21 protein-coding genes and 1 tRNA gene are annotated in these 26,133 nt (G+C 52.7%); 6 read left to right on the forward strand and 16 right to left on the reverse strand.

Features of this window, described 5'->3' with window-relative positions; genetic code table 11:
* Positions 1 to 30: 30 nt before the first annotated feature.
* From ACVDHI_RS01090 to rfbB, 11 genes are all read right to left on the reverse strand, one after another.
* A complete protein-coding gene (locus ACVDHI_RS01090) occupies positions 31 to 807 on the reverse strand; it encodes a glycosyltransferase family 2 protein (protein WP_162183366.1) in 777 nt (258 codons plus the stop codon).
* Positions 800 to 1,984 (reverse strand): hypothetical protein, encoded by a 1,185-nt coding sequence (locus tag ACVDHI_RS01095; protein ID WP_145983739.1) that lies wholly within the window; start codon positions 1,982 to 1,984, stop codon positions 800 to 802. The genes ACVDHI_RS01090 and ACVDHI_RS01095 overlap by 8 nt, the downstream gene beginning before the upstream one ends.
* Positions 1,984 to 2,709, reverse strand: a complete 726-nt coding sequence (locus ACVDHI_RS01100) for a glycosyltransferase family A protein (protein WP_162183365.1) — start codon at positions 2,707 to 2,709, stop codon at positions 1,984 to 1,986. The genes ACVDHI_RS01095 and ACVDHI_RS01100 overlap by 1 nt, the downstream gene beginning before the upstream one ends.
* 150 nt (positions 2,710 to 2,859) lie before the next feature.
* Positions 2,860 to 4,023, reverse strand: coding sequence for a CDP-glycerol glycerophosphotransferase family protein (locus ACVDHI_RS01105; RefSeq protein WP_080768108.1), 1,164 nt, complete (start codon positions 4,021 to 4,023; stop codon positions 2,860 to 2,862).
* A gap of 175 nt (positions 4,024 to 4,198) precedes the next feature.
* The gene (locus ACVDHI_RS01110; protein WP_290434946.1) at positions 4,199 to 5,419 is read right to left on the reverse strand and encodes an oligosaccharide flippase family protein; all 1,221 of its coding nucleotides are present in this window, start codon (positions 5,417 to 5,419) and stop codon (positions 4,199 to 4,201) included.
* A 70-nt stretch (positions 5,420 to 5,489) separates the two neighbouring features.
* Complete coding sequence (locus tag ACVDHI_RS01115) at positions 5,490 to 6,116, reverse strand: SDR family oxidoreductase (protein ID WP_080768106.1); 627 nt, start codon at positions 6,114 to 6,116, stop codon at positions 5,490 to 5,492.
* Entirely contained in the window at positions 6,113 to 6,559 is a 447-nt protein-coding gene (locus ACVDHI_RS01120; RefSeq protein ID WP_080768105.1) for an adenylyltransferase/cytidyltransferase family protein, read from the reverse strand. The genes ACVDHI_RS01115 and ACVDHI_RS01120 overlap by 4 nt, the downstream gene beginning before the upstream one ends.
* 51 nt (positions 6,560 to 6,610) lie before the next feature.
* On the reverse strand, positions 6,611 to 7,150 hold the full coding sequence (gene rfbC, locus ACVDHI_RS01125; RefSeq protein ID WP_080768104.1) for a dTDP-4-dehydrorhamnose 3,5-epimerase: 540 nt from the start codon (positions 7,148 to 7,150) through the stop codon (positions 6,611 to 6,613).
* Positions 7,151 to 7,210: 60 nt separating this feature from the next.
* Positions 7,211 to 8,089, reverse strand: a complete 879-nt coding sequence (gene rfbA / locus ACVDHI_RS01130; protein ID WP_447211590.1) for a glucose-1-phosphate thymidylyltransferase RfbA — start codon at positions 8,087 to 8,089, stop codon at positions 7,211 to 7,213.
* 86 nt (positions 8,090 to 8,175) lie between these two features.
* A complete protein-coding gene (rfbD, locus tag ACVDHI_RS01135) occupies positions 8,176 to 9,063 on the reverse strand; it encodes a dTDP-4-dehydrorhamnose reductase (RefSeq protein WP_042017498.1) in 888 nt (295 codons plus the stop codon).
* A complete protein-coding gene (gene rfbB, locus ACVDHI_RS01140) occupies positions 9,063 to 10,184 on the reverse strand; it encodes a dTDP-glucose 4,6-dehydratase (RefSeq protein WP_042017497.1) in 1,122 nt (373 codons plus the stop codon). The genes rfbD and rfbB overlap by 1 nt, the downstream gene beginning before the upstream one ends.
* Before the next feature lie 962 nt (positions 10,185 to 11,146).
* On the opposite strand from rfbB, the gene ACVDHI_RS01145 reads away from it, so the two are divergent.
* The gene (locus tag ACVDHI_RS01145) at positions 11,147 to 11,821 is read left to right on the forward strand and encodes a response regulator (RefSeq protein ID WP_041207018.1); all 675 of its coding nucleotides are present in this window, start codon (positions 11,147 to 11,149) and stop codon (positions 11,819 to 11,821) included.
* An 11-nt stretch (positions 11,822 to 11,832) separates the two neighbouring features.
* Positions 11,833 to 13,203: an ATP-binding protein gene (locus ACVDHI_RS01150; RefSeq protein ID WP_375338741.1), complete on the forward strand. Its 1,371-nt coding sequence runs from the start codon at positions 11,833 to 11,835 to the stop codon at positions 13,201 to 13,203.
* A gap of 369 nt (positions 13,204 to 13,572) precedes the next feature.
* Here the strand turns inward: ACVDHI_RS01150 and glk are convergent, their stop codons facing one another.
* Positions 13,573 to 14,541: a glucokinase gene (gene glk / locus ACVDHI_RS01155; protein WP_039041241.1), complete on the reverse strand. Its 969-nt coding sequence runs from the start codon at positions 14,539 to 14,541 to the stop codon at positions 13,573 to 13,575.
* A 348-nt stretch (positions 14,542 to 14,889) separates the two neighbouring features.
* On the opposite strand from glk, the gene ACVDHI_RS01160 reads away from it, so the two are divergent.
* Together ACVDHI_RS01160 and pyk are read left to right on the forward strand one after the other, a co-directional pair.
* A complete protein-coding gene (locus tag ACVDHI_RS01160) occupies positions 14,890 to 15,744 on the forward strand; it encodes a MurR/RpiR family transcriptional regulator (protein WP_029314760.1) in 855 nt (284 codons plus the stop codon).
* 160 nt (positions 15,745 to 15,904) lie between these two features.
* Complete coding sequence (gene pyk / locus ACVDHI_RS01165) at positions 15,905 to 17,344, forward strand: pyruvate kinase (RefSeq protein WP_041214849.1); 1,440 nt, start codon at positions 15,905 to 15,907, stop codon at positions 17,342 to 17,344.
* A gap of 68 nt (positions 17,345 to 17,412) precedes the next feature.
* Here the strand turns inward: pyk and ACVDHI_RS01170 are convergent, their stop codons facing one another.
* The 4 genes from ACVDHI_RS01170 to ACVDHI_RS01185 all read right to left on the reverse strand — a co-directional run bounded on the left by ACVDHI_RS01170 (position 17,413) and on the right by ACVDHI_RS01185 (position 24,721).
* A complete protein-coding gene (locus tag ACVDHI_RS01170; protein ID WP_182951610.1) occupies positions 17,413 to 18,456 on the reverse strand; it encodes an efflux RND transporter periplasmic adaptor subunit in 1,044 nt (347 codons plus the stop codon).
* 15 nt (positions 18,457 to 18,471) lie between these two features.
* Positions 18,472 to 21,534 carry an efflux RND transporter permease subunit gene (locus tag ACVDHI_RS01175; protein ID WP_447211591.1) on the reverse strand — a complete coding sequence of 1,021 codons (3,063 nt, stop codon included), beginning with the start codon at positions 21,532 to 21,534 and terminating at the stop codon, positions 18,472 to 18,474.
* Positions 21,535 to 21,695: 161 nt separating this feature from the next.
* Positions 21,696 to 24,020 (reverse strand): acyl-CoA dehydrogenase, encoded by a 2,325-nt coding sequence (locus ACVDHI_RS01180; protein ID WP_041213197.1) that lies wholly within the window; start codon positions 24,018 to 24,020, stop codon positions 21,696 to 21,698.
* A 47-nt stretch (positions 24,021 to 24,067) separates the two neighbouring features.
* A complete protein-coding gene (locus ACVDHI_RS01185; RefSeq protein WP_005324182.1) occupies positions 24,068 to 24,721 on the reverse strand; it encodes a TetR/AcrR family transcriptional regulator in 654 nt (217 codons plus the stop codon).
* Between the two features lie 469 nt (positions 24,722 to 25,190).
* Between ACVDHI_RS01185 and ACVDHI_RS01190 the strand changes: the two genes are divergently transcribed.
* Together ACVDHI_RS01190 and ACVDHI_RS01195 are read left to right on the forward strand one after the other, a co-directional pair.
* Positions 25,191 to 25,931, forward strand: coding sequence for a phosphatase (locus ACVDHI_RS01190; RefSeq protein ID WP_053288306.1), 741 nt, complete (start codon positions 25,191 to 25,193; stop codon positions 25,929 to 25,931).
* An 87-nt stretch (positions 25,932 to 26,018) separates the two neighbouring features.
* Positions 26,019 to 26,094, forward strand: a tRNA-Thr gene (locus ACVDHI_RS01195).
* Positions 26,095 to 26,133: the final 39 nt, after the last annotated feature.

Genomic DNA, 26,133 nt, shown 5'->3' on the forward strand with positions numbered 1-26,133 from the left:
CTAAAAAATCCATGTCAAAAAATTCTAAAGCTACTTTAAAAAATAACACTTTAACATCCTAAGAGGATATTTCAAATTCTCTAATATAGTAGCGGTAAATAAAAATAAAAAGCTAATTTCCTTTTTATAATAAAGATCTTTTAGAACTATTTTATATGACTCATGCATATTAGCGATGTTCCCTGTCAAACCACTGGCTCCAATAGCTGCCTTAAAACCACCAGCCAATGGTATTTTTATTAAAAATGCAGGCCCCCTTTTTATATTTTCTAGCCAACAACAGTAATCATCAACCACTCTGTACTTTGGATTAAACATCACCATGTCTCTTTTAATCATAACAGTTGGCGTAAAGAAAGGATTACCAATCAAAAAATTGATTTTTTTAATCCTCTTTGATTTAATAATGTCAGAAGACTCCATTTTTTTAAAATTTACATTCTGAACGTAGTAATGCGCAGAGATATGAGCATTGCTTTCAAGCATAAAATGATACTGTACTTCAATCTTCTTGGGGTGCCACACATCATCTGAATCAAGGAATGCAATTAATGAGGAGCTTGATAACGCAACCCCCATATTCCTTGCATATGCGGCCCCCCGATTTTCCGATAAGGAATGTAACCTAATATTTAATTTGTTAGAAAAACATACTACAATATCAGAAAGCACTTTTTTATCTACACTACAATCATCAATTATAATAACTTCTCTGGGTATTAAGGTCTGTTCACAAATAGACTGTAGTGATTGAGATATTGTATTTTCACCATTGTAATATGGTATAACCACACTGACATCAACCATTATAGACCTCATTATACTTTCTCGACTTTTCCTTTACATAGAAAAGTAATAATATGGAATATATATACATTGCATCATATGGATATATCAGAGACATCCCAGCAATAATCATAGGCAATGTTATATATAAGCTATCGAATCCTACTTTTACATACGAGTAGATAATAATAGAAATATAAAAAAACATTCCAACAATACCCACTTCGCCAACAATAAGAGGTATCATTGCATGAGCATACCCACCTTCTTTCCAACTATATAAGTAGCCACCAACATCAAATCCCTGGCCAAACATAAGTGTGCCTAAATTGACTTCAAATATCTTGGAAAAAAAAGCATTAAATATACCAAACTTTGTTTCAAAACTGGCATCATTAAAATCTAAAAAATCAATATAGTGGATGATAATAGCTAGTATTAATGGCGTGATAATTGAAAACAATACAAATTTACTTTGGATACTTACCTTTCTAAGAAGGTATAATACAGGAATAATGAAAAATGCCACATAAGCTGCGCGACTTAACGTCATTATTATTATAACGATACAAAATAACGACAATATCTTCCTAAAAAAACCACAAAACAAATAATACACTAACACACTAACAACTAATGCATGCAAGGCCACATAATTTGAATCCAGATACATTATGCTTCCATACTTAAATACATAGAATGTATCTCTCTTTAAAGCGTCACTGTAGCCCTCCCCATCCCCCTTTACTGCGTACTCAGGATGCATAAAACGAATATATGTATCAATCAACATCAATAAGATGGATGCAACAGTAAAAAGCTGCCCACCTTTTATGACCTCATTTAAGTTTATTTTTTCACAGATAGACTTTAATGATATAAAAACTGCAAGTGGGTAGATAAACTCTATGCTTTTTCCAACAGCAGCGTACCCTAGATCGATTGACCATATAAGTACGTATGTAGTAGCAATAAAGGAATACAATAATAATGAAATAGCATTCCCCCACTTCAATATGCCGTTTTTAACATAAAAAGATGAGAGCAGAACAAAAGGAAATATTACTATGATAACTCGTAATGGAATATATCGGGTAGAATCATTAAAGTAAAAAGATAGCCTTATTGACAAGGAAATACTAATAATATAAAAAAACAAGGTGAAATAATTTCTACCATGTGTTTTTGTAAGATGCATTATTTATCCTGAGAGGTGTCTGAAATAGCCATGAAGCCCGTCAAAAGACTTTTCAGAAAGTAGAACTTAGAGACCCCCATAACTTTTGACATTGGTTTCAAAAATGACAACCTTAAAATCAAAAGCAGGCCGATTATAAAGCCAAACCCATATCGGTAAACCGCCCCTTTTGCTTTCAGAATACTAAAGGCATTATTTTTATTTGTTGCTGTACTTTCTTTAGGATGCGACACAATATATTGATTAATGAAGCTAACGTTTAAATTGGCATCTATTGCATCAAAAAGAAAAACACTCTCTTCTCCACAAATGAATTTAGCTCCTATCCCAAAATCTTTATTAAAGAACACCTCAGATGTGTCTATTTTTCTTTTGTCGATAACCATTTCAATAGAGCATGCATGTAAACATTCTATTTTACTTAATTGTCCACTGTTTATCGGATATTTTCTAAAATCCGTTGAGTCTTCTGTAACCTTAGCTTTAAACAAGGCAATATGAAAAGGATTTTCTTTTTGGGCTGATAATATCTTATCAGCCACATCACACTCATAGACAACGTCATCATCAGATATAAGTATTAACTCTTCTGTAGAGTACTTCAATGCTTCATTTCTGCTATTCGTCAGTCCCTTTGTATCACTTTCAATTAGAGTTATATCTTCATAAGAAAATCTTTCTTTTGCATCATTTGAGATAAATACATCGACATAATCCTGATGCACTATCAAATACCTACAATTATTTAAAAATGGTAAGGATGATAGCCTGTTTATTCTCTTTCCATATGTCGATATACATATTTCCAGCATTTGTTCACCATTATGCATAAATTTAGCGATAATTAAAAATCAGAAATGATATTTATAATTCATTTAAAAATCAAATAGATTTTTCTTTATAGAAGAAACTATCGTTTCATTTCCTTTATGATAGTCAATACCAAATAACGCTTTCATATCATTCCGTTCCGTTTGATGGTCATCACTATTGGAAATGATTTTTTCCATTGCAGCTATAAGTTCAGACAATGAATAAACTTTAACTCCCGGCGTATTTAAATCATAATCTAGATAAAGCTCTCGCTCTTTCAAATAGTTTTCTTTATCAAACGGGAAAAATATTATTGGTCTATCTAGAATCAAAAAATCAAAAAATATTGATGAGTAATCCGTAATTAAACAATCAGCCATAACCATTAACTCACAAGGATCTATTTTATTGTCAATCAAAGATATATTTGACCATCCTATAGGGTTAATAGTCAGCTCTGTCGCAGGGTGTAGTTTTATTTTTAACCTAGCATTATTTCTTGCTAAAAAATCATTGAGCAGCTCAAAATTAATGCCTGACTCTGCTATGAAATCCACACCTGAATCACGCCAAGTTGGTGTATATACGAAAGTAAAGGGGCTTTTATCAGCATCAATACTCTTATTTTTTGTCATTTTTAAAATTTGACCAATTCTAGGATAAGAAGTTATGATTAAATTTTCTATACCTCTCAGCCTGAATGCAGAAATATAAGAATATTCAGCCACATATAATGACGGGCATAGCACCAGATCATGCCTTAAGTGTGCATGAGGGTGCATAAACTTAGATAAGATATTGGCTTCATGGAATATTTTCACCAAAGGCAAACATCTGATGTCAAATTCAATTTTCTTTAATGGAATCCCATGCCATAAATTAACATTAAGAGCTCCTCTAGATGTAAACCAGCAAATATCCCTAGCGTACGAACTATAAATATAGACACCAGCTCGAAGACAGAAGTACAATCCCATAACAGAATATCTACGATAAGACTTACCATATTTAGAGGCTAATTCAACTGATTGAATATTTTGCGATATCCAGACAGGTGTTATATCTGGATTATTTTTACACACATGTTCATAAAGATATCTACTGTTATCCCCATATATGCCAAAGCACCCGAAAACCCAAATATTTTTATTCCTTGGAAAAGCTCCCGAGAGCCAATATAAAAAGTACTGCATGCATCTAAAAGCAATTCTGAAAACATTATTCATATATATGATTTCATTTTATGTTAATGAGCATGATAATAGCTACACATTAAGACTAGCATTATGCTGTGGCAATGAGCAGGAATTATCTTGAGATGACGTGTGGGACTTAGCAATAATAAGATTAAGATTTTCGACAATTTAAATGATATGTGACTACATTGTGAAAATATTTACTCTATTTTTTCTGTAAGAAATAAAAAAAAATCACTCTTATAAGCATAACTAGAGACTCTACAGCCAAAACACTTAGGCATATGTTTTTTGCCGTAATAGCATCCGTTATATACATAACACTTAGCGCCAGGATCTGAATTACCGCAGCAAAAATAACACTTCTATTTGCTATATCAATCCTGTTAATGGACGCAAATGCTGGATAGCCAAAGTTAACCCCAACAAAATTAATTAGAAGTGCTATAAGAAATATCTCTAGATATTCATGTGCAGAAATAAATTGCTCGCCAAACAAAAAACCCATTATCTCTTGAGAATAAGATATACCAATAATGGCAGTAAATGCCATAGGGATTATCCCTACTCCAACGAATTTATAAAGATCTTTTTTATTGCCGGTTCTAGCCAGATAAGGGAACAATGCTTGACTTACTGGTGATATAATACTTTGACCTGCTTGATATAATTTTTCCGCACTATTATACAATGCCGCAGCATTAGTTCCAGAAAATGAGCCCACGAGAAAGGTACTTGCACTCGTATATACTCCCACTGCTAATCTTGAAACAAAAAATACTCCTCCCTCTTTCAATAGGGTATAACATTTTTTACGATCAGCCATTGAAATCCAATAGCCTTCTTTATATATGCTGACAACCCCAATAGATGTAGCCAATAGATTACTTAAAGCAAAAAATATTAAAACAGAGTCAGTTTGATTTTTTTCTTTAATAAAAATAAAAATTAAGAAAACGTAAAGCAGTTTTGCAGACACCATAGATATGGTGATTTTTTTCATTTTCTCTATGCCTAAAAAAAACCAATTAGGCTGAAAAGATTGAAAGAAAATTGATGTTATTATAGCAATATGGATGCTGCTAATATCTGGTATTGTATTGCCTAGCCTAAAATATAGTAAAACAAATGCGGAAGTTATTAAAAACAAGAAAAGTTTTACGGTAAAAATAGCCCCCAAGTAATCGGCTACCATTCTCTTATTTTCTTTGTTTCTTGCCAGCCAATAAGGAGCTGATATACCAAAGCCATAGTCGGTAATAATCAGAGCAATACTACAAAGTGACATTGACATAGCTACCGTGCCAAAACCCTCTAATCCGAGAACACGGCTAAGATAAGGTAACACTAATAACGGCGCTATATAGTTACTGAACTGAACTAACATCAATGATAGAATGTTTTTGCTTAATGCTACCTCTCTCAATTAATCCTCTCTCAGCTTTTAATGCATTTACTTTTATAAAAAGAAAGGGAAATGAATTGACTTTTAAGCTTCACTTGTTGTCAATAACAAAATCCGGGTTTAATTCCAAAATGCCTTTTCGATAGAATACAATATCTCCAGATTTATACTGTTGAGTTGTAATTGCGTTAATTATAGGTCTTATACCTTCTTCAATCGTCATTACATTTGAGTTATTTATTGAAAGTCCATCACGTAATTTTGTATCGATAGCTCCAGGACATAGAGCTAAAGTATCATATCCATCTTTAGCTAATCCCATAGTTAGTTTAATTACCCCCGCTTTAGCGGCACAATAAGCAGTCCAATCTTTATAAGCGTTAAATGCTGCTGTAGACGATATATTTACGATACGGCATCTATTATTCTTTATGAGGGCCATTCTAGATACTAGATATGTGCCGATCAAATTTGTCTGTATATCATTGATCCAGAGTGCTGGTTCGGAATCCACAATTCGACTAGAATATAATGAACCTGCACAATTGACTACGACATCAAAACTATTACCTAAAAAATAATTCTCAACAGATTTTTGACTTGTTACATCTAACTCAGCACGTTTTGGAGCCGAGACTTGATAAACATCAAATCTGCAAAGTGTCGCGGCTATATGTTTTGCTAGATCACTGTTACCACCAGTTAATAAAATTTTCATATTTTTGGCTCTGGTATTGGATGATTATCACTTCGCTCAATCAATTTTTCATACTGATCATGAATTTTCTTTTTAAGATTAGTAGAACTCACTCCTTTTCCATATGGCATATAGAAAACTTTCACACCTAATTTTCTTAAATAATCATACTTCCCTAACCAATCATCACCTATCACGAAGATGTCAATGTTTAGCTTTTTAACAGTTTCACTGTGCTCTAAAGTATGTTGAGGTACCACAACATCAGGTGCTCGTAATCCTTCTATAATTGATATGCGCTCTTCGAATGGTACAGCTGGTGGATTTTTATAGCTACAAACTAACTCGTCTGTACTAACCCCAACAATAAGTACATCTCCTAATCCACGACCATATTCTATCATTTTCAGATGGTTACTATGAAATAAATCAAATGTACCAGATACATATACAATATGTGACATAAATCACCTTATATTATTTCGCATTTAAAATAAATAAAAATACCCACTTTATTAAACCATCATATTTAATGGTAAAGCAGCTGTGTCTTTTTCTGACAATATCGGAGCCCCATCAAAAGGCCAATCAATCCTTAACTCTGGGTCGCACCACAGAATAGTTCTTTCACAATGTGGTTTATAATAACTTGTCGTCTTGTATAAGAAATCCACTGACTCGCTTAAAGTTAAAAATCCATGAGCAAAGCCGGCAGGAATCCATAATTGTCGTTTATTCTCTGCAGAAATATTCACTCCAACCCACTGTCCGAATGTAGGTGAGTTATTACGAATATCTACCGCGACATCAAATACCTCACCCACAGCACATCGCACCAGTTTCCCTTGAGCATGGGGTGGCAACTGGTAGTGTAATCCACGTAGCACGCCTTTCGACGACTTTGAGTGATTGTCCTGTACAAAGGTAACAGGATATCCTACAGCCTCTTCAAACTGCTTATGATTAAAGCTTTCAAAGAAAAAACCACGCTCATCACCAAATACTTTGGGCTCCAAGATAAGCACATCAGGAATTGCTGTCTTGATTACATTCATCTGTCTATCCACATTTAATTAAATCTTTATGGGGGAGCATATTCCCTCCCCCATATCACATCAGGCTTTGGCAACTATTTTTAACAAATATTGGCCATACGCATTCTTTGCCAACGGTTCAGCAAGTTCACGAACCTGTTCGGCATTAATGAACTTCTGGCGATAGGCGATCTCTTCCGGGCAAGCCACTTTCAGTCCCTGACGTGTTTCTATAGTCTGAATAAAGTTGCTCGCTTCTATCATGCTTTCATGGGTACCGGTATCAAGCCAGGCATAACCACGTCCCATCATGGCCACCGATAGATTGCCTTGCTCCAAGTAGATACGGTTCACATCGGTGATTTCCAGCTCACCACGCAGTGACGGCTTTAGGCTCTTGGCGATCTCAACCACGCTGTTGTCATAGAAGTAGAGCCCCGTCACCGCATAGTTGCTCTTGGGCTCCAGTGGCTTCTCTTCCAGGGAAATAGCGGTGCCCTCTTTATCAAACTCCACCACCCCATAACGTTCCGGGTCATGCACATGGTAGGCAAAAACGGTAGCTCCACTATCTTTACTTGCTGCAGTTTCCAGTTGTTTCTGCAGATCATGGCCATAGAAGATGTTGTCGCCCAGTACCAGCGCACAGGGGTCTGAGCCGATGAACTCTTCACCCAGAATAAAGGCTTGGGCCAACCCGTCCGGGCTTGGTTGCACCTTGTATTGCAAATTCAGGCCCCACTGATTGCCATCCCCCAACAATTGCTCAAAGCGAGGAGTATCTTGCGGCGTACTGATGATCAAAATATCGCGAATACCTGCCAGCATCAGGGTGCTGAGCGGATAGTAGATCATTGGCTTGTCATATATGGGCAGCAGTTGCTTGCTAACCGCCATAGTGACTGGATAGAGACGAGTGCCAGAGCCGCCGGCCAGAATAATGCCTTTACGTTTGGTCATGATGCTTGTTTCTTATTTTTAAATTGCAAAAGAAAAGGGTGGCTTGCGACTACACCTTTCAAGTTTTACCCTTGCCTGTCGGGGTTTTACTTGCCGAGGATCTCAGCCAACATCCGCTCCACGCCGACCTTCCAGTCCGGCAGCACCAGATCGAAGGTGCGCTGAAATTTAGTGGTATCAAGACGGGAGTTATTGGGGCGTTTGGCAGGGGTCGGGAAGGCACCGGTCGACACCGCATTAAGTTGCGTGACCGCTAGTTCAACCCCGGCCTCTCTGGCTTTGGCAAACACCAGCTGGGCATAGTCAAACCAGGTGGTGGTGCCGGTGGCAATCAGATGATACAGCCCGGCAACCTCGGGTTTGCTCTGCGCCACGCGGATCGCATGGGCTGTGCAATCGGCCAGCAACTCGGCACCGGTCGGGGCGCCGAACTGGTCATTAATGACTGACATCTCGCTACGTTCTTTGCCAAAGCGCAGCATGGTCTTGGCAAAGTTGGCGCCGCGGGCGGCGTAGACCCAACTGGTGCGGAAGATCAGATGACGGGAACAAAACGCAGCCCCTTGCTCACCCGCCAGCTTGGTCTCACCGTAGACGTTGAGCGGTGCCGTTGTGTCGGTTTCCAGCCAGGGGAGCTCGCCACTGCCATCGAACACATAATCGGTGGAGTAATGCACAAACCAGGCACCCAATGCTTCCGCTTCTTTGGCGATAGCGGCCACACTGGTGGCGTTGAGCAATTCAGCAAACTCCCGCTCGCTCTCGGCTTTGTCTACCGCAGTGTGGGCTGCTGCGTTCACGATGACATCAGGCTTCACCAGGCGAACAGTCTCCGCCACGCCGGCCGGCTTGCTGAAGTCACCGCAATAATCGGTTGAGTCAAAATCGACGGCAGTGATACGACCCAGCGGCGCCAATGCGCGTTGCAGCTCCCAACCTACCTGACCGTTTTTGCCAAACAGCAGAATATGCATCAGGTACGCTCCCCGTAGTTCTGCTCAATCCAGGATTGGTAGGCGCCGCTCTTGACGTTGCTGACCCACTGCTGGTTACCCAGATACCACTGCACCGTCTTGCGGATACCGGACTCGAAGGTCTCTTGCGGTTGCCAGGCGAGTTCGGCGCTCATCTTGCTGGCGTCGATGGCATAACGGCGATCGTGACCGGGGCGATCGGCCACATAGGTGATTTGATCGCGGTAGCTTCTCCCCTCACCCCGGCCCTCTCCCCCAAGGTGCGAGGGAGACAGAGGTACCATCTCGTCCAGCAGATCGCAGATGGTATGAACGACGTCCAGATTCTGTTTCTCGTTATGACCGCCAATGTTGTAGGTCTCGCCGATCACGCCTGTAGTGACCACGGTATAGAGTGCACGCGCATGATCCTCAACATAGAGCCAATCGCGGATCTGGTCGCCCTTGCCATAAACCGGCAGCGGCTTGCCATCCAGCGCATTGAGGATGACCAGCGGGATCAGCTTCTCAGGGAAGTGGTAAGGACCGTAGTTGTTGGAGCAGTTGGTGACAATGGTCGGCAGGCCGTAGGTACGGCGCCAGGCGCGAACCAGATGGTCACTGGAGGCTTTAGAGGCAGAATAGGGGCTGCTGGGGGCGTAAGGGGTGGTTTCAGTAAAGAGTGGCAATGGCTCACCAGCGGCGACTTCATCCGGATGGGGCAGATCCCCATACACCTCGTCGGTGGAGATGTGGTGGAAGCGGAAGGCCGCCTTGCGTATCTCATCCAGACCGTTCCAATAGGCACGTGCCGCTTCCAGCAACATATAGGTGCCGACGATATTGGTTTCTATAAAATCGGCAGGGCCGGTGATGGATCGATCAACGTGACTCTCGGCAGCCAGGTGCATCACGGCATCGGGTTGGTGGGCAGCGAAGATCCGATCCAATTCGGCGCGGTTGCAGATGTCAACTTGTTCAAACGCATAGCGGTCGCTAGCAGAGACAGCCGCCAAGGATTCCAGGTTGCCCGCATAGGTCAACTTATCGAGGTTGACCACTGAATCTTGGGTATGCCGGATGATATGACGAACAACGGCAGAGCCGATAAAACCGGCACCACCAGTCACGAGGATCTTCATTGAAAGGTTCCCGATTGCAATCTGATTAAATGAAAAAGAGATTTCTGGCTATGGTTGGCGACCATATGCCGTCACATCTCATTATGAACAAGCGTATTGTGTGTAATAGCGCAATAGCTGGAGTAGGGAGCATCCATTTACTTCAGCAGGTTGGCGCTTTATTTCAGGAGCGTGGAAAAACAACATTGATGGAAACGCAGATTATGCCGTTGTCAGCCCAGAAGGTGAACAAGGCTTATGCTACCGCCCTTGGGTTACAGCTCCCAACATGCTGCTTTTAACCTGATTGTCCGTGCTGTTGGCCATCACATCCTCCAGCTTCTTGTTTTGATTGATGTTTAACAATGTTGTCGCATTACATTGCACACCCAGGCAGTCCACAGCCTGCATTGCTCACATCTTGGGCTATCTGCGCCCCAAACCCGATTCGGGGTCAGATTCTATCTTGTTTAACCCAAAGATGAACAGTCAAAACAATAGGAAAGCGCCTATTGAAATCAGGATTCAAAAAAAACCATTCATGTGATACTGCCCTTTGTGAATCCACTCAGCCGTTGCCGGGGATTGCCCTGCTTTGTTCCAGCATCCAGGCCAGGGCATGTAAACATGTTTAATTTCAAACAATTAAATTCATACCTCAAGCGCTTGCAGGCACACGGGGATGGCCTGACGCCAGCAAGGCCCCCCCGCCCCTGTGTACCGGCGGCAAGCCGCTTGTGCGATAAGAATGGTCGCGACCAGCCCCTGCACCGGCTCTCCCCTCAACACCCAGAAACCGGCAGGCACGGATAGCGAGCCTGAACACGAGGCTGATGACACAGCGTTGCATCATGGGAAATGCATGAGGAAAGAATACAGGGATGATTCAGTCCCGATACAGCGGGGTCAGGTAGGATCCGGATTGACTCTCCCTCTTGTTGACCCTCTAATTGACAGCCTGGACCCTCATCATCATGCATCTTATGAAAATCCTACTGGTTGAAGACGACAAGCTGCTCAATCACCACCTCTCCACCCTGTTGACCGAGGCCCAGAACCAGGTTTACAGCACGGACAATGCCCAGGTGGCGCTGCACTACGCAGCCGACTACCCCATCGATGTCGCCATCATCGATCTGGGCCTGCCTGACATGGATGGCCTTCAGCTCATTACCCGCCTGCGCGAGCAGCAGATCCCCTTTCCCATCATTGTGCTGACGGCCAGAGGCAACTGGCAGGACAAGGTGGAAGGACTGGAGGCCGGGGCGGACGACTACCTGGTCAAACCCTTCCAGAAGGACGAGCTGCTGGCCCGCCTCAATGCGCTGGTACGCCGCAGCGCCGGCTTCATCTCCCCCAGAGTGAAGGCGGGTGACTACGAGCTGGATCTCTCCCGCAAGGAGCTGACCATCGCCGGCGAGGTCACCGTGCTGACCAGTTTCGAATATCTGATCCTGGAATACCTGATGCGAAATGCCCGTCAGGTGGTCTCCAAACAGCAGTTGCTGGATCAGCTCTATGGGGATGGTGAAGGGGACCCCAACACCATCGAGGTGATGGTGAGCCGGCTTCGCAAAAAACTGGATCCGGAAGGGAGCATCCAGCCCATCTCCACCATCCGCCGCCAGGGCTACATCTTCAACCTCGCCTGCAGCTGATGCGCCTTGCCATGTTGCATCCCCTGACCCTGATCCGCCGCTCCCTGCACCTCAAGCTGATGCTGAGTGCCATGCTGGTCATCGCGCTCATCATGGCCTTCTCCGTCTACATCCTCTACCTCGGCCATGCCGAGGAGCAGGCCCAGAAAGCCAGTGTCCGCATGCAGGAGAACCTCTCCAAGCTGTTCTCGTCCAAGCAGCCGGAGCCCCACGCCATGACGGATCTAGGCAAGCTCACCCCGGATGCCATCGATCCCAATCTCGATACCCTGATCTGCCGCGCCGACGGAGTGTTGAGCTGGTCCAGCCTGCACATGCCGGAGGTGGTCTCCATCAAGGAGACCATCTGCCGGGATCTGATGAGATACCTGGGGGGACTGGATCAGGACTATTTCTTCAAGCTGCATACCATCAAGAACGGCGAGAGCTACTTCATCTACAGCCTGCGTTTCCTGCGCAATCATGGCGCCGGCCCCACCACCTACTACGTGGTGATGGTCGATTCCGCCCGGCGCTATCAGGCCCAGACCCGCGATTACCTCTACCGCTGCATTCGCCAGGCGCTGCTCGCCTACTGTCTGCTGGGCGCCCTGTTGCTGCTCACCAGTTTCTGGAGCCTCTCCTCCCTGCGCACCATGGCGCGCCAGATTGACGAGATCCGCGCCGGTACGCGAGAGGCACTGTCAAACGACTACGAGCGCGAGCTGACCCCCCTGACAAGCTCGGTCAACCAGTTGCTGGAGAACGAACGCCAGCAGACCCAGCGCTACCAGCACGCCCTCAACGATCTCGCCCACAGCCTGAAAACCCGACTGGCGCTCATCCAGATCACCGCCCAGGAGCTCAAGCTCGGCCACGACATCCATGACAACATCAATGAACAGATCACCACCATGGATCAGATCATCCAGTACCAGTTGCGCCGCGCCGTCACCGGGCGAAAGCGCCTCGCGAGCAAGGGCACCGAACCGGTTCCCCTCATCGAGAAGCTGTTGGCCAGCCTCGCCAAGGTCTATCGCCACAAGAAGCTGCAGACCGGCTTCCAGTTTGACGATGATGTCTTCTTTCACGGCGAGCAGGGCGATCTGATGGAGCTGATGGGCAACCTGCTGGACAACGCCTGCAAGTTCGCCATCAGCGAGATCCGGGTTCATGTCCGCCACCGGGAGAGCGGCCTGCTCATCGTGGTGGAAGACGACGGCCCCGGCATCGCCCCCGGCAAATCGCAGCAGATCTTCCAGCGCGGCGTGCGGGCTGACAGCTCCCCCGGCCAGGGGATTGGCCTCGCCGTGGTGACCGAAATCGTGCACAGCTACGGCGGCGAGATCCGGGTGGATGACTCCCCGCTCGGCGGCGCGAGATTCCACATCACCCTCCCCTGACAGCGCAGGAGCCAGTACCTGGCTCCTGCCGCATTCGGGCATTGCCATCCCGGTGCTTTCTCTGTCTCACGCCTCACTCCTTATGCTTCGACCAGGCCAAGCACATGGCAGCGAGGCTGACGAGCTTGCCCCCCCATCAGAAGCTGGCCTGCCGCTCCCCTCAGCCCCATGCTCGCGCAGAAACGACAGGCATAAAAAAACCGGCCGCGAGGGCCGGTAAAACAGTTCAGGCTTGTCAGGTGACAATGCGCACCCAGCGGATGAAGACCGGTTTCAATTCCCTATGAAGCCCCGTCCTCTTGAGTACGTAGGTTCACTTTACGCCCCGGTCACTGAATCGGGACTGAACCATGTTCACCCTGGCAAGGCTCAGAGACGGATCCCGAGGGACTGGCGCAGATAAGCCCCCGCCCCGAGCAGCCCCGGCCCTTCATGGGTGATGAGGAAGACCGGAATGTCTTTGAGATAAGGCTTGAAGCGCCCCTTGTCCTCGAAGGCGACCCGAAAGCCCGATCCGATGAAGAACTCCTGGAAGCGCGGCACTATGCCACCGGCGATGTAGACACCGCCGAAGGTGCCCATGTTGAGGGCCAGGTTGCCGGCAAAGCGACCCATGAGCACGCAGAACAGGCTCAAGGTGCGACGGCAATCGAGGCAATCCCCCGCCAGCGCGCGCTCGGTGATGTCCTTGGGGGCAAAGGGTTCGGGCTCGCGGCCATCGGATTTGACCAGGCCGCGATAGAGATTGACGAGCCCGGGGCCCGAGAGGAAACGCTCCGCCGACACATGGCCCAGCTCGCCGCGCATCACCTGCAGCACCGCATCTTCCTCTTCCGTGTTGGCGGCGAAGTCCACGTGACCGCCCTCACCCGGCAAGCTCAGCCACTGCTCACCGGCCTGCACCAGGTGGGCAACGCCAAGGCCGGTCCCTGCGCCATAGATGGCGATGGGCTTGCCGGCGACTGGGGCCGCGCCCCCGAGCTGGATGCGATCGCTCTCGCCGAGCACGGGCACCGCCATGGAGACGGCAGTGAAATCGTTGATCACCTGCAAGCGTGCCAGGCCGAGGTTGGCCTGCATCTCGCGGATGGAGAACTCCCAGCTGTGGTTGGTCATGGCGACCCAGTCACCATTGATGGGACAGGCGATGGCGATGCACGCCTCGCCCACGGTGGCATCGTGCTCTTCGAGATAGAGGCGCACCACGGCCTCCAGGCTGGGATGGGCCAGCCCCGAATAGGTTTTTGCCTGGGAAATGGCGCCCGTCGCCAGTTCGCAGAGGGCCAGCCGGGCATTGGTACCGCCAACGTCGCCCACCAGCGCATGGGTATGCTGCATAACAAACTCCTTCGTTACCGACTCGGGGCGGCCCTTACCGTCCCGACATTATTATTTGGCTGCAATACTACTCGAGCCCGCAGCCGGGCTGCGCGATTTATGCAGACAAGTGTGCGCCCGCTCACAGTGTTGTTGCTTTGCAACATTTGTAAGCGTTTTCAAGACGTAAATGGAAGTTTGCAACTAAAAACACGAAATAATTAGACATGAGTCATACTTTGCAGGGCCGAGATTAGTTCCGATAAGCGCTTGTCTTGTATAGTCATCGCGGAGACTGGAAACCTGCTTGAGCTGTGAATTTAGTGCACAGACACTGAAGTTAAATTACAAAAATGCCTGGTGGTAATGATGAATACCCTCGATAAAATTACGAACAATCTGGAAAGTTTCAGTAAATCAGAGCGTAAGGTGGCTGAAGTGATCCTGGCCTCACCCCAGACCGCCATTCACTCCAGCATTGCTACCCTGGCCAAGCTGGCCGATGTGAGCGAACCGACCGTCAACCGTTTCTGCCGTCGCCTCGATACCAAGGGTTTTCCCGATTTCAAGCTGCACCTGGCCCAGAGTCTGGCCAACGGCACCCCTTATGTGAACCGCCACGTGGAAGCGGAAGACGGCCCGGATACCTATACCGCCAAGATCTTCGAATCCACCATGGCCTGCCTCGATGCCGCCAAGAACAGCCTGGACATCTCAGCCATCAACCGCTGCGTCGATATTCTGACCCAGTCCAAGAAGATCAGCTTCTTTGGTCTGGGCGCCTCCTCCGCCGTCGCCCGGGATGCCCAGAACAAGTTCTTCCGCTTCAATATCCCCGTGGTGAGCTTCGATGACATCGTCATGATGCGCATGAGCTGCATCAACAGCAGCGAAGGGGACGTGGTGGTCCTCATCTCCCACACCGGCCGCACCAAGGCCCTGGTGGAAATTGCCGCGCTGGCCCGGGAAAACGATGCCACCGTCATCGGCATGACCGCCAAGGACTCTCCCCTGGCCCGCGAATGCAACCTGGTGCTCTCCATGGACGTGCCGGAAGACACCGACGTCTACATGCCCATGGCCTCGCGCATCGCCCAGCTCGCCCTGGTGGACGTGCTGGCCACCGGTTTCACCCTGCGCCGTGGCATGAAATTTCGCGAAAACCTGAAGAAAGTCAAAGAAGGTTTGCGCGAATCCCGCTTTGATACCCCGCACTCCTCCTGATCATTCGGGGGTCCGCCCCCGACTGTCTATGCCAACGGGCTTGGTGTAGTATCGAAATTCAATCAAACAAGGCCACCCAGATGGCCTGCCAGTTGGCGCCATGCCACATGCTTGACGGGGCAGTATTTCAAGTCATATCAACTTCACATTGGAGTCTTTCATGCCAAGACGTACAAAGATTGTTACCACACTCGGTCCGGCGACCGATCGCGACGGCATTCTCGAGGGGATCATTCGCGCCGGTGCCGACATGGTGCGGATGAACTTCTCCCACGGCACTCCTGAAGATCATATCCAGCGCGCCAACCAGGTGCGTGACATCGCCGCCAAGCTGGGTCGCCACGTGGCCATCATGGGCGATCTGCAAGGCCCCAAGATCCGCGTCTCCACCTTCAAGGATGGCAAGATCTACCTAGCCATCGGTGACAAGTTCATTCTCGACGCCGCCCTCGGCAAGGGAGAAGGCTGCCAGGAACAGGTTGGCATCGACTACAAGAGCCTGCCGCAGGACGTGGTATCCGGTGACATCCTGCTGCTGGACGATGGCCGCGTGCAACTGAAGGTCGAGCAGGTCGAAGGCACCCGCATCCACACCACGGTGACCGTGGCCGGCCCGCTCTCCAACAACAAGGGCATCAACAAGAAGGGTGGCGGCCTCTCCGCCCCCGCCCTGACCGAGAAGGACAAGGAAGACATCAAGACCGCCGCCCGCATGAACGTGGACTACCTGGCGGTTTCCTTCCCCCGCAGCGGCGATGATCTGCGCTACGCCCGCGAACTGGCCCGCGAAGCTGGCTCCAACGCCAAGATCGTGGCCAAGGTCGAGCGCGCCGAGACCGTCGCCAGCGACGAGGCGATGGAAGACATCATCCTCGGCTCCGATGCCGTCATGGTGGCCCGTGGTGACCTGGGTGTCGAAATCGGCGACCCCGAGCTGGTGGGTGTGCAGAAGAAACTCATTCGCCACTCCCGCCGCCTGAATCGCGTGGTCATCACCGCGACCCAGATGATGGAGTCCATGATCAACGCACCGCTCCCGACCCGTGCCGAAGTCATGGACGTGGCCAACGCCGTGCTGGACGGTACCGATGCGGTGATGCTCTCCGCCGAGACCGCCGCCGGCCAGTTCCCCATCGAGACCGTGACCTCCATGGCCAGCGTCTGTGTGGGCGCCGAGAAGCACCCGAGCCTGAACGTCTCCAACCACCGCATGAGCTACACCTTCACCTCGGTGGAAGAGGCGGTGGCCATGTCCACCATGTATGCGGCCAACCACCTGGAAGGGGTCAAGGCGATCGTGGCGCTGACCGAGTCGGGCACCACCCCGCTGCTGATGTCCCGCATCAGCTCCGGCCTGCCCATCTTCGCCATGTCTCCTCACAACAAGACCCTGGCCTGGGCCAACCTCTACCGCGGCGTCACCCCCGTGCTGTTTGATGGCGACGAGACCAAGCCGGTCTACGAGGTGTGCCGCGACGCGCTGGACGTGCTCAAGGCCAAGGGACTGCTGCAAAGCGGCGACATGGTATTGCTCACCCACGGCGACAAGATGGAGACCGTCGGCAGCACCAACACCTGCAAGGTGATGATGGTCGAGTAATCGCCCCTCCTCCCTGCAACAAAAACGGCTCCCGCGGGAGCCGTTTTTTTATGGGATCAGCCCCAGGTTCAACCGCGAAACAGCTCCACCTTGTCCCCATCCTGCAGGCTGCCGGCGCCGCGCACCACCACCTTGTCTCCCTGCTTGAGGGCGCCACTCACCGCCACCTCCCGGCTGTCCCCAAAGAGCACGGTTACCGGCACCCGGTTCACCGTGAGCGCCTCGCCGTGCTGCTCCACCTGATAGACCACGCTTCCCTCGGTGCCGAGCACCAGGGCATCCCGTGGCAACAGCATGGTGTGCTGCTCTCCCATCGGCAGCGCCACCCGCACCGGCGAGCCGATGATGAAGGTGCCCGCTTCCGGCTTGAGGCGCAGCTCGATGAGCCGGGACTTGGGATCGGCGCTCGCCGCCCGCTGGTAATAGATGGCGTGGCTGCTGAGCTGCTCCCCTTCCACCCGCAACCGGGCCTGGGTGGCCAGTTGCCGGGCCCAGGCGATGGGCGCACGCAACCGGATGTCCGGCTGGTCCGGATTGACCAGCTCAAGCGCCTGTTCGCCCGCATCCACATGCTCCCCCGGCTGGATGAAGTGTTCATTCACCACTCCGTCAAACGGGGCAAAGATGCGGCTTCTGCGCAGCTGCTCCTCAATCTGGCGCACCTGCACCCGCGCCAGCTGCTCGGCCAGCTCAGCCTGCTCCACGTCATAGCGAGCCTTGTCATACTGGCTCTGGGAGGCACTCTTTTGCTGGTGCAAACGATCCAGGCGCTGGAACTCGGCGCGAGCGTAACGCAGGTTGCTCCCCTCTCTGGCTTGTTCCGCCCTCGCCTGCTCCAGCGAGAGGCGCAGGGTCGCGCTGTCCAGGCGCAGCAACTCGTCCCCCGTCTTCACCCGGCTGCCAAACTCGGCTATCCACTCCACCCGACCGCTCACTTCGGCGCTGAGCGCCGCCTGCTGGCGGCTCGCCACCGTGCCGCTGACCCAGATGCTGGCCCCCGCCTCTCCCTGGGCCACCTCCGCCAGCGTCACCATCTTGCTTTGTGCAAACGCAGGCAGCCCGCCAGCCAGCAGCAGAGCCCCCACCACTATCCTTGTGAAACCTTGTGTCATCGATGAGCTCCTTGCTCAGGCACGCTGCCGAAGGGCGTGCGGTATGTCGGTCTGCTCCCCCAACCGCAGGAAGGCGGGCAACAGGATCAGGGTGAAGAGGGTGCTGCAACTCATGCCGCCGACGATGACGGTGGCCAGCCCCCGGTAGATTTCGCTCCCCTCGCTCGGACTCAACATCAGAGGCAGCATGCCGAAGATGCTGGTGAGGCTGGTCATGGCGATGGGACGCATCCGGCTTTGCAGAGCATCGGTGACTGCCGACTGTCGGCTCATCCCCTCCCGCTCGGCCATCCTGGTCTGGTGCACCAGCAGAATGGCGTTGTTGACCACCAACCCGAGCAGGATGACGAAGCCGATGATGGTGAGCAAGTCCATCGGCAGCGGCACCACCAGACCGCTCAGGTGCAGCGCCAGCACGCCGCCTACGGTGGCGAGTGGCAAGGTGAGCAGCACCAGCACGGCATCCTTGAGGGAGGCAAACACCCCCCACAGCAGAATGAGCAGTATCATCACGGCGAACAGGAAGATGCTGCCGAGGTTGCCGAGCGCCTGCTGCAGGCTGTCGGCATTGCCGGCGACCCGCAGCTCCCCCCCGGCCGGCAGCAACGGCCGGATGGCGGCAAAGCTCTTGTGCTGCAGGGTGTCGAGCACCTGCTCCATGCTCATCCCCGCAGGGGGGGAAATCTGCAGGCTGATGCTGCGCCGCCCATCGGATCGGAAGATGCTCTCAGGCCCGAGTTGTGGCTCCACCCGCAGCAGTTCCCCAAGGGGAACGATGCGCCCGGACGGGGTAGCAAGCGGCACCGCCTTGAGCTCGTCCGGGTTGGCGGAGGCCTGCCCCATCAGCAGGATGTCGAGCCGCTCATCCCCGTCGAAATATTCGCCGACCCGCAGACCATCGCCGAAGGTCTGGATGATGGCGGGCATCGGGGAGCGATCCCAGCCCACCTCGGCCAGGCGCCTGTCCTGGGGCACCAGCCGAAGCTCGGGAGCGGTGAAATCGAGTCCGGGCTCTGGCCTGACCTGGGCGCCGGGCAAGTCCCGCTGCACTATGGTCATGCTCTCCCGGGCCGCCTGATAGAGTTCGGGTAGCCCACCCCCCTGGATCAGCAGGGAGATGCTGTTTTCACTGTCAAAACCGCCAAACAGGGACCCCTGACCGCCAAACACCCGGGTGTCGGGAATGCCCACCAGCAATTGCTTCATCAAGAGCTGCTCCAGCACCTTGATCTGGTTATCCTCCTTTGGCCGCACCCCGATCTGGGCACCGCCCGGGTAGCGCAGGATGTAGTAGTTCTTGAGGACAGGCTCCTTCTCCCCTTTCATATAGGGGTCGAGGCGGGCAATCAGGGTATCGATCACCTCCTCCCGCTGGGCCTTGAGATTAACCCCGGGGGTGAAACTCATCCAGACGTCGATGGCGTCCCGCTTCACATCCGGCAGGTAGTTCATCTTGGGCAACATCAACCAGCTCACCAGCACAGGCCCCGTCATCATCAGGACGATGATGGCCCAGCGCCTGGGGGCGGTGGCAGTCCAGCGGATCACATGGCGGGTGACGCGGCACCACAGGCGCTCAAAGGGATCAATCAGCCGCTCGTGCCCCATCCAGCGCGCCGCCACCGCAGGCAACACAGTCACCGCCACCACCATGGAGACGGTCACCGCGCAGGCGATGGTGAGCGCAAGATCGGCAAACAACTGCCCTTCCACGTCGTTGAGCAGGAGCACCGGCAGGAAGATGGCGACCGTGGTCAGGGTGGACGCCACCAGAGCGGTCCACACCCGGCGGGTGCCCTCCAGCGCCGCCTCTCCCTTGCTGATGTCACCCCGCTCATGGCGCCGGTAGATGCTCTCCAGCACCACGATGGCGGCGTCGAGCACCATGCCGACCGCAAACGCAATGCCCGCCAGGGAGATGATATTGAGGGTCCGCCCCATCACCTTGAGCAGGCAGAAGGTGAGCATGATGCTGATGGGAATGGCGATCGCGATCATCAGGGTCGCCTTGAGCTGGCGTAGAAAGACCCAGAGGATGGCGCAGGAAAGCAGCACCCCGAGCCCCAGGTTGGCGGTCACCATGCTCACCGCCCGGTTGATGTAGAGGGAAGCGTCAAACGACTGCTCCATGTGCAGGCCGACCGGCTCCAGCACCTCCCGGTTGAGCTCCCCGACCTTGGCCTTGATCCCCTCGAGCGCCGCCAGGGCATTGGCGCCGCTCTCCTTGAAGATCTGCGCCGCGATGGCGGTGTTGCCGTTCTGGATGCGCAGCACCGGGTTCTCCTCCCGGGCCACTCTGATCTCGGCCACGTCCCGCAGATAGATGGGCAGGCCGTCACGCCAGTCCACCACCTTGTCCCCCAGGGCCGCCACGTCATAGCGACCGGCAAAGCGCAGCTTGTACTCCCAGCGTCCGATGTCGAGGGTCCCGGCCGACACATCCCAGCCCGTCGTTGCCCGGCTGGCGAGCACCGGGATCTCCACCCCCAGCTCGGCGGCGCGGTAAGGGTCGAAGCGGATCTGGATCTGGCGCTCGTTGATCCCCTCGATGTCGACCGTGGACACCCCGGGGATCCGCTCCAGCTCGGGCTTGACCCTCGCCTCGATCAGCGCCTGGTGATCGTCTATCTCCCCCTTGGCGCCGGGCAGTTGCTGGATGAAGAAGAAGGTCAGGGTGTCGTTGCTGCTGTAGTTGTTGACGTAGGGGCCACCGATGTTGTCCGGCAGCCCCGAGACCCGGTTCAGGCGGGAGATGACGTCAAGCTGGGCCCGCTGCATGTCGGTGCCGAGAGCAAACTCCATGTCGATTTCGGTGAAGCCGGGGTAGCTGTTGCTGCTGAGGCTCTTGAGCCCCTGTACCCCCTGCATCTCCTGCTCGATGGGATCGGTTATCTCCGACTCCATCTCCTGGGGCGAGGCCGAACGCCAGTCCACCGTGATGTTGAGGTGAGGACGGTCTATGTCGGGAAACAGCTGGACGGGCAGTCCCCGGATGCTGAGCAGGCCCAGCAAAAAAATCAGCACGACCGAGACCGCCACCCAGATGGGGCGTTCGATCGCCTTTTTGGCGAGGTTCATTCACTCTTCCTGAGTTGTTGTTATCGGCCATTCCGATGGCCTTGCTTCCTGCCCCAAGGGTGGGGGCCATTGCATTAAACTGGAATTAATCGACCTTGTAAATGCCTGGTTGAACAACAAAAAACCGGCCACTAGGGCCGGTTGTCGGTTTACGCTCGGGGTCAGGCTGCATGCTCGACCGGGTTCGGTTGAGACAATCCTTCCAGCTCCCCAGGAGCGAAGTTGTCCACCTGGATAGCCTCGTAGCGCAGGGCATCGGCGGCCAGCAGCTTGTCCGCCTCCTCCTTGCCGAGGATGGACTGGGACAGGGCCGCAGCCACCAGCTCAGGCAGCGCCAGCTTGCGGGGCAGTCTGCCCTCTTTCTGGGCCTGCACCAGCTTCTTCTCGATGGGCTGCACCGAGACCATGGCCTGGAAGGCACGCTCCATCAGCCCCACCGGATCCGCCTCGTCCTTGCCTACATAACAGAGCGCGGTCAGACGATCCCGGAACTCGCCCGGCGTCATCATGGCCAGACAGATGGCATGGCAGCGATCGTCCGCCGGCATCTTGTAACCGACGCCGAACGGGAACACCACCCTCTTGAGTACGGCACCCACCACCTTGTTCGGGAAGTTCTGGAAGAAGCCCTCGAACGCCTTGCCAATCAGGTAGAGGTTGCGCTCCACCGCGTACTGGACGAACGGCAGGTCAGAGACCATGCGGCCCTGATCCTCGTAATGCTTGAGGGTGGCGGAGGCCAGGTAGAGGTGGCTCAGCACGTCACCCAGACGGGCGGAGATCATCTCCTTGCGCTTGAGATCCCCGCCCAGCATCAGCATGGAGACGTCGGCGCACAGGGCCAGCCCCTTGCTCATGCGGGAGAGCTGCTTGTAGTAGCGGGCGGTTTCGCCAGCTACCGGCGCGCTGTTGAACTGGCCCAGGGTCAGCCCCTGGAACAGGGCACCGAAGAAGTTGCCGGTACCGAAGGCGATGTGCTTCATCAGCAGGGCGTCAAACTTCTCGAGACCGCGCTCCACATCGGTGTCGGCCGCCGCTTCCAGCTCTGCAAACACATACGGATGGCAGCGGGTGGCCCCTTGCCCGAAGATCATCAGGTTGCGGGTCAGGATGTTGGCCCCTTCCACCGTGATGGCTACCGGAATGCCCATGTAGGCGTAGCCGGTGTAGTTTTTCGGGCCCAGCTGGATGGCGCGACCGGCGTGGATGTCCATGGAGTCATCCATCACCTGGCGGGCCATCTCGGTCATGTGGTACTTGGAAATCGCGGTGACGATGGCCGGTGCCTGACCCAAATCCAGGGAACCTGCGGTCATGCGACGAGCGCCTTCGAGCTGATAGGTGAGGCCGCCAATGCGGGCCAGCGCTTCCTGCACACCTTCAAACTTGCCGATGGACATGCCGAACTGCTTGCGCACATAGGAGTAGGCGCCCACGGTGCGGCTCGCCATGTGACCACAGGCGGTGCCAAGGGCAGGCAGCGAGATGCCACGACCGGCGGAGAGGCACTCCACCAGCATGCGCCAGCCGCGGCCGGCGTAATCCGGGCCACCGATGATCCAGTCGAGCGGAATGAACACATCCTTGCCGAAGGTCGGGCCATTCAGGAACGCCAACCCCATGGGGTAGTGGCGATCGCCGACGCGCACGCCAGGGTGACTGGTCGGGATCAGCGCACAGGTGATGCCGATCTCTTCCTTGTCACCCAGCAGTTTTTCCGGGTCATAGAGCTTGAACGCCAGCCCCAGCACGGTGGCACGCGGCGCCAGGGTGATGTAGCGCTTGTTCCAGTTCAGGCGAATACCCAGCACCTCTTCACCCTTGTGCATCCCCTTGCAGACGATCCCCTTGTCCGGGATGGCGCCCGCATCGGAGCCCGCTTCCGGCCCGGTCAGGGCGAAGCAGGGTACCTCCTTGCCGTTGGCCAGCCCCGGCAGCCAGAAATCTTTCTGGGCCTGGGTGCCGTAATGCATCAGCAACTCGCCCGGGCCGAGGGAGTTGGGCACCATGACGGTGACCGCGACGCTCAGGCTCTTGGTGGCGATACGGGTGACGATGGTGGAGTTGGCAATCGCCGAGAACTCGCGGCCGCCGTAGGATTTCGGGATGATCAGGGAGAAGAAGCCTTCTTTCTTCAGATAGTCCCACACCGGCTCCGGCAGGTCCTTGGTCTCGTTGACGATCTTGAAGTCGTCCACCATGGCGAGCAGGGTTTCGACCTGGTTGTCGATAAAGGCCTGCTCTTCTGCGCTCAGCTCGGCCTTGCCGTAGCCGTGCAGTTTCTTCCAGTCCGGGTTGCCGCGAAACAGCTCCCCGTCCCACCAGACGGAGCCGGCCTCCATGGCCTCCCGCTCGGTGGCCGACAGGGGCGGCAATATCTTCTTGAAGATGCCGAACACGGGGCGGGTCACCACCTTTTTACGGATGGCGGGGACACCGAGCACCACGGCTATCGCCAGCACCAGCAGGACAAGCAATGTGATCATACCGAAGTTCCTTCTATTTCACTGTTTCCGTTGATTATTGTTAGGTGTTACACGGCCAGGGAGAGCCTGGTCGACTCCACGGGCGCCCCGACACCGGACGCCAGATAAGGAATGACGTTGCGCACCAACCCTTCCACATCGAGCTGCTGGCCAAAATCGGCCTGGGCGATGTCACGCAGGGCATCCGCAGAGGCCATGGTGAAGACGACGGTGCCCAGAGTGAAGTGCAGGCGCCAGAAGAGATCCGCTGGCGACAAATCCGGATTGGCCTTGGAGATGGCCTGGGTGATCCCGTGCAAGGTCGCCCCATAATGGGTGGTAATAAAGCGGCGCAGGTGGCCCTGACTGTCGATATAGCCGCGCCCCAGCAACTGCATGAAGAGCGCCGGGCCATTCGCCCTGACGGCCGACAGTTTCATCAGGGGTTCGACAAAGCTCTCGAACACCTGCAACAGGGTCAGCTGATCCTGCGCCATCAACGTCTGCAACCGCCCGTCCAGTGCCGGCATGAAGAGGCTCAGATATCGGTCGAGCACCGCCTGGATAAGCTCCTTCTTGGAGCCGAAGTGATAATTGACCGAAGCCAGGTTCACATCGGCCTCACTGGTGATCAGACGCAACGAGGTATCGGCGAACCCCCGCTCGGCAAACAGCACCTCGGCGGCATCGAGAATACGGTTCTTGGTATCGATTTTACTCACTGGACACCTCACTTAAACGAATGTTTAAAAAGTACGTTTCACGCCCACCCATGTCAAGAGAATGTGAACAAGTGTTGGCTAAATGTTTTTAATCAAAAAAGAGGGAAGATGGCGGGAACTTCGCGGCGAGACGGTACTCTATATCTATGCCACTGCAATTAAACATTAAGTCTCGCCCAACCTGCGTCATGCTAGTTGGGCATTTTTTTGCCCTGCCGTCACCCGATGCGCCGACAGAGAACCAAAAAAAAACCGTCGCAGGTGCGACGGCGGGGAAAACGGGTCTGACTATCCAGTGTCGACCCATCGATGGGTGTTCAGGCTTGCATCGATGTCGCTATCCTCGCAGTGAAACGTCATCAGACTTTGTCAGCACAGACCCAAATTGTGACAAAGTATGGCAACCAGCCACATGGCCCGGCTTCGCCAATCTTGCTATGCTGTCGCCTCATGCCAGAGGGGAGAGAAGATGAAGTATACGGTCGATACCCACACGCACACCGTCGCCAGCACCCACGCCTACAGCACCATTCACGATTACTTGCCCATCGCCAAAGCCAAGGGGATCAAGCTGTTCGCCACCACGGACCATGGCCCGGACATGGCAGATGCCCCGCATTACTGGCATTTCGTCAATCTGCACGTGTTGCCCAGGGTCGTGGACGGGGTCGGCATCCTGCGCGGCATCGAAGCCAACATCAAGAACATCGACGGTGAAATAGACTTCCCCGAGCGCTACGAATCGCGGCTCGACATGATCATGGCGGGCTTTCACGAACCGGTGTTCCCCCCCTGCGATCAGGCGACCCACACCCAGGCCATGATCAACGCCATTCGAAGTGGTCGGGTCGACATGATAAGCCACCCCGGCAACCCCGCCTTCCCCATCGATATCCAGGCGGTGGTCAAGGCAGCGGCAGAGTATCGAGTGGCGCTGGAGGTCAACAACTCCTCGTTCAGTCACTCCCGTGCAGGCAGCGAAAGCAACTGCCGCGCCATCGTCGAGGCAGCGCGCGATCTGGGTGCCTACCTCACTTTCGGCTCCGACTCCCACGTGGCATTCAGTCTCGGCGACTTTGATCACTGCCATCGGCTGGTCACCGAAGCCAACTTCCCACATGAGCGGATCCTGGCCCGCTCCCCCCGCGCACTGCTCGATTTTCTCGAGAGCCGCGGGCGTGCTCACATCCCGGAGTTCGTTGGCCTCTGATATGCCTTAACATCATGAGCCAACTCATAAAATCGAGCTGGCTCAATTGACTTGTCCGGCTTTTTTCACGACTCTGAACATCAAGCCGCCGGTATAGCTCAGTTGGTAGAGCAGCGCATTCGTAATGCGAAGGTCGTAGGTTCGACTCCTATTACCGGCACCAGACAGACGAAGGGTTGGCCTCAGTGCGAGGCCAACCCTT

This window comes from Aeromonas sp. 25-248 (genome assembly GCF_053005425.1).

Excerpts from the sequence above, each read along its gene's own strand:
- ACVDHI_RS01090 (WP_162183366.1), bottom strand. The coding sequence starts at position 807 with ATGGTTGATGTCAGTGTGGTTATACCATATTACAATGGTGAAAATACA.
- ACVDHI_RS01095 (WP_145983739.1), bottom strand. The coding sequence starts at position 1,984 with ATGCATCTTACAAAAACACATGGTAGAAATTATTTCACCTTGTTTTTT.
- ACVDHI_RS01105 (WP_080768108.1), bottom strand. The coding sequence starts at position 4,023 with ATGAATAATGTTTTCAGAATTGCTTTTAGATGCATGCAGTACTTTTTA.
- ACVDHI_RS01115 (WP_080768106.1), bottom strand. The coding sequence starts at position 6,116 with ATGAAAATTTTATTAACTGGTGGTAACAGTGATCTAGCAAAACATATA.
- ACVDHI_RS01120 (WP_080768105.1), bottom strand. The coding sequence starts at position 6,559 with ATGTCACATATTGTATATGTATCTGGTACATTTGATTTATTTCATAGT.
- rfbC (WP_080768104.1), bottom strand. The coding sequence starts at position 7,150 with ATGAATGTAATCAAGACAGCAATTCCTGATGTGCTTATCTTGGAGCCC.
- rfbA (WP_447211590.1), bottom strand. The coding sequence starts at position 8,089 with ATGACCAAACGTAAAGGCATTATTCTGGCCGGCGGCTCTGGCACTCGT.
- rfbD (WP_042017498.1), bottom strand. The coding sequence starts at position 9,063 with ATGCATATTCTGCTGTTTGGCAAAAACGGTCAGGTAGGTTGGGAGCTG.
- rfbB (WP_042017497.1), bottom strand. The coding sequence starts at position 10,184 with ATGAAGATCCTCGTGACTGGTGGTGCCGGTTTTATCGGCTCTGCCGTT.
- ACVDHI_RS01145 (WP_041207018.1), top strand. The coding sequence starts at position 11,147 with ATGAAAATCCTACTGGTTGAAGACGACAAGCTGCTCAATCACCACCTC.
- ACVDHI_RS01150 (WP_375338741.1), top strand. The coding sequence starts at position 11,833 with ATGTTGCATCCCCTGACCCTGATCCGCCGCTCCCTGCACCTCAAGCTG.
- glk (WP_039041241.1), bottom strand. The coding sequence starts at position 14,541 with ATGCAGCATACCCATGCGCTGGTGGGCGACGTTGGCGGTACCAATGCC.
- ACVDHI_RS01160 (WP_029314760.1), top strand. The coding sequence starts at position 14,890 with ATGAATACCCTCGATAAAATTACGAACAATCTGGAAAGTTTCAGTAAA.
- pyk (WP_041214849.1), top strand. The coding sequence starts at position 15,905 with ATGCCAAGACGTACAAAGATTGTTACCACACTCGGTCCGGCGACCGAT.
- ACVDHI_RS01170 (WP_182951610.1), bottom strand. The coding sequence starts at position 18,456 with ATGACACAAGGTTTCACAAGGATAGTGGTGGGGGCTCTGCTGCTGGCT.
- ACVDHI_RS01175 (WP_447211591.1), bottom strand. The coding sequence starts at position 21,534 with ATGAACCTCGCCAAAAAGGCGATCGAACGCCCCATCTGGGTGGCGGTC.
- ACVDHI_RS01180 (WP_041213197.1), bottom strand. The coding sequence starts at position 24,020 with ATGATCACATTGCTTGTCCTGCTGGTGCTGGCGATAGCCGTGGTGCTC.
- ACVDHI_RS01190 (WP_053288306.1), top strand. The coding sequence starts at position 25,191 with ATGAAGTATACGGTCGATACCCACACGCACACCGTCGCCAGCACCCAC.